Annotated in this window: 3 protein-coding genes; 1 reads left to right on the top strand and 2 read right to left on the bottom strand. The window is 73.8% G+C overall.

Annotated elements, in window-relative coordinates:
- Positions 1-829 (bottom strand): helix-turn-helix domain-containing protein (locus FUT87_RS27355; RefSeq protein ID WP_186830809.1); only part of this gene is annotated, 829 nt, incomplete at its 3' end.
- Positions 830-950: 121 nt separating this feature from the next.
- Between FUT87_RS27355 and FUT87_RS29665 the strand changes: the two genes are divergently transcribed.
- Positions 951-1,286 carry a DUF2834 domain-containing protein gene (locus FUT87_RS29665; RefSeq protein WP_175538400.1) on the top strand — a complete coding sequence of 112 codons (336 nt, stop codon included), beginning with the start codon at positions 951-953 and terminating at the stop codon, positions 1,284-1,286.
- Here FUT87_RS29665 and FUT87_RS27345 read toward each other — a convergent pair.
- On the bottom strand, positions 1,262-2,008 hold the full coding sequence (locus FUT87_RS27345; protein ID WP_255512083.1) for a hypothetical protein: 747 nt from the start codon (positions 2,006-2,008) through the stop codon (positions 1,262-1,264). The genes FUT87_RS29665 and FUT87_RS27345 overlap by 25 nt on opposite strands.
- Positions 2,009-2,224 lie beyond the last annotated feature (216 nt).

The raw sequence follows: 2,224 nt of genomic DNA, 5'->3' as shown, positions 1-2,224 counted from the left end.
CGGCGCGGCTCGCGGCCGTCGCCGGCGGCGCAGGGCTCAGCCGTCCGCGAGCGCGCGCCGCGTCGCGGCGTCCGCGGGGGAAGAAATGCTCCACGCGCAGCGACGCCAGCGTGACGTCCAGTGGCGAGCCGAAGCTGGTGAACGCCGAGAACAGGCTGAGCACGCCCGCCGACGAGCGCAGCCGCGTGTGCAGCAGCGGCGTGTGCGCGTCCGGCGTGACGCGCTGCGGCACATGCGGACGCAGTTCCTCCAGCAGCGGCTTGAGCTCGGCGAAATGCGCGGCCTCGTGCTGGGCGCGGCTCCAGAGCGCGGCGCAGACCTCGGCCTCGTTCTCGCACAGGGTGCGCAGCCCGCCCGGTTGCAGGCAGGCGCGCAGCAGGTTGAAGCCCGGCTGAAGCATCGCCTCGGCGTCGACGCCCAGCAGCGTCATCAGCCGGTGCGCGCCGCGGTTGGCCATCACCAGGTTCCAGCCGCCGTCCAGCACCAGCGCGGGCGCGGGGTCGTGCGCGTCGAGCAGATGGCGCAGCGCCTCGCGCACCGCGCCGAGGTCGGGATCGTCGAGCGAGCGGCGCGGATAGTGCGGCGCGTAGCCGGCGGCCAGCAGGGCCTCGTTGCGGCGCGGCAGCGGCGCGTCCAGCGCGTCCAGCAGCGCGATCAGCATCTCGCGGCTGGGCCGCGCGCGGCCGGTCTCGATGCAGCTCAGGTGGCGCTGCGACACGCCCACGCGCAGCGACAGCTCGAGCTGGCTCAGGCGGCGCTCGCGGCGCAGCTGCGGCAGCAGCACCGTGACGGGGGAGGTCGCGGAGGTCGAGGCGGTGAACGTGTTCATGCGGGGCATGCTAGCCGCGGGGTGGAGGGCGGCAATGACCTCGGAGGTCATTGAGCCGGCGCGCGCCGCCGCCGAGACTGACCGCCATGTTCAACCCGTCGATGACCTCAAGGAGCCCGTCATGCTGAAGATCTCCCTCGCCCTGGTGTTGGCCGTGTTCGGCGCGTATTCGATGCACGTCGTCGTGGAGCTGGGTTACGTCGGCCTGTGGATGTCGCTGTTCGAGCGGCCCGGCAGCCGCCAGGCGGTGGCCGACCTGATGATCGCCTGCGTGCTGCTGCTGGGCTTCCTGTGGCGCGACGCGCGGCAGCAGGGCCGTCGCTTCTGGCCGTATGCGGTGATCACGCTGGCGGCCGGCTCGGTCGGTCCGCTGCTGTACCTGCTGCTGGCGCCCAAGGCCGCGACCGCGCCGGCGCCCCGGGCCGACGGCCTTCAGGCCTCGCCCAGCAAGTCCTGACCCTCGTCCAGCGGCGGCGCTTCGGGCGCCGCCTTCGCGAGCGCCATCCAGGTGCCGAAGTCCGGCCTCATCGGCCGGCGCGGCGCCGGACGGCCCAGCTCGAAGCGCCAGCCCTCGCCCAGTTCATGCGCGAACAGCACGCCAAAGGCGGGCGGGATTTCCTCCACCGCGGCGATGCCCGCGCGCAGCACGTACCAGCACTGGCCGCTCAGCGCGAGGTAGGCCTGCGCCTTGGCCGGGCGGCGGAGTTCCGAGAGCAGGTCGGCGCGGCTGACCTTGATCTCGTGGACGGCCGGTTCGAGGTAGTCCTCGACGGTGGTGTTGCGCACCGAATAGACGTCGGGCATCGCGTTGACCCAGCGCAGGCGGTCGGGTTCGTCCTCGCGCGGCAGTCCGGCGCGCAGCGACAGTCCGCGCCAGACCACGCGCCCCGCGCGCTGCAGCTCCACGGCCATCCGGCCGACCAGGTCCTCGTGCCGGTCGCGGGCGGCGCGGTTCCTGCGCAGGCCCAGGTGCAGGACCTCGATGCCGGGGGCGGTCAGCCGCAGCGTCTCGCGGCCGTGCGCGTCCTGCTGGCGCTCCAGCCAGCCCAGCGCCAGCAGCTCCACCTCCAGCATGTCCTGGCACGGCCAGCCCGCCGAGCGCCACAGCTGGCGCAGGCGGCGGATCTGGATCACGGTGGGACGGAGCGGCGGCGAGGACATCCGGCGATGTTGCCGCATGCGGCGTCCGGGCGCGTCAGCAGAGGCGCCCCGACGCGCTGGCGATCAGCGTTCGCGACGCACGACGCCACGCGCCGTGCCATCGCCACCGAGCATGAACACCGTGTAGACGCTGTCGGCCAGCGCGGCGAAGCTGGGCTCGGTGTGCAGCGTCGCCGCCGACTGGGTGGCGGCGACCGTCAGCAGCGCGGACGTGGTGGCCGTCACCGTGCCGCC

It is taken from the genome of Mitsuaria sp. TWR114 (assembly GCF_007997345.1).
Note: the sequence above shows the minus strand (reverse complement) of the source record. Positions and strands in the feature narration are given on the sequence as shown.

Bases quoted from the DNA above. Each gene is read 5' to 3' on its own strand.
- FUT87_RS27345 (WP_255512083.1), bottom strand. From the start codon at position 2,008: ATGCGGCAACATCGCCGGATGTCCTCGCCGCCGCTCCGTCCCACCGTG.
- FUT87_RS29665 (WP_175538400.1), top strand. From the start codon at position 951: ATGCTGAAGATCTCCCTCGCCCTGGTGTTGGCCGTGTTCGGCGCGTAT.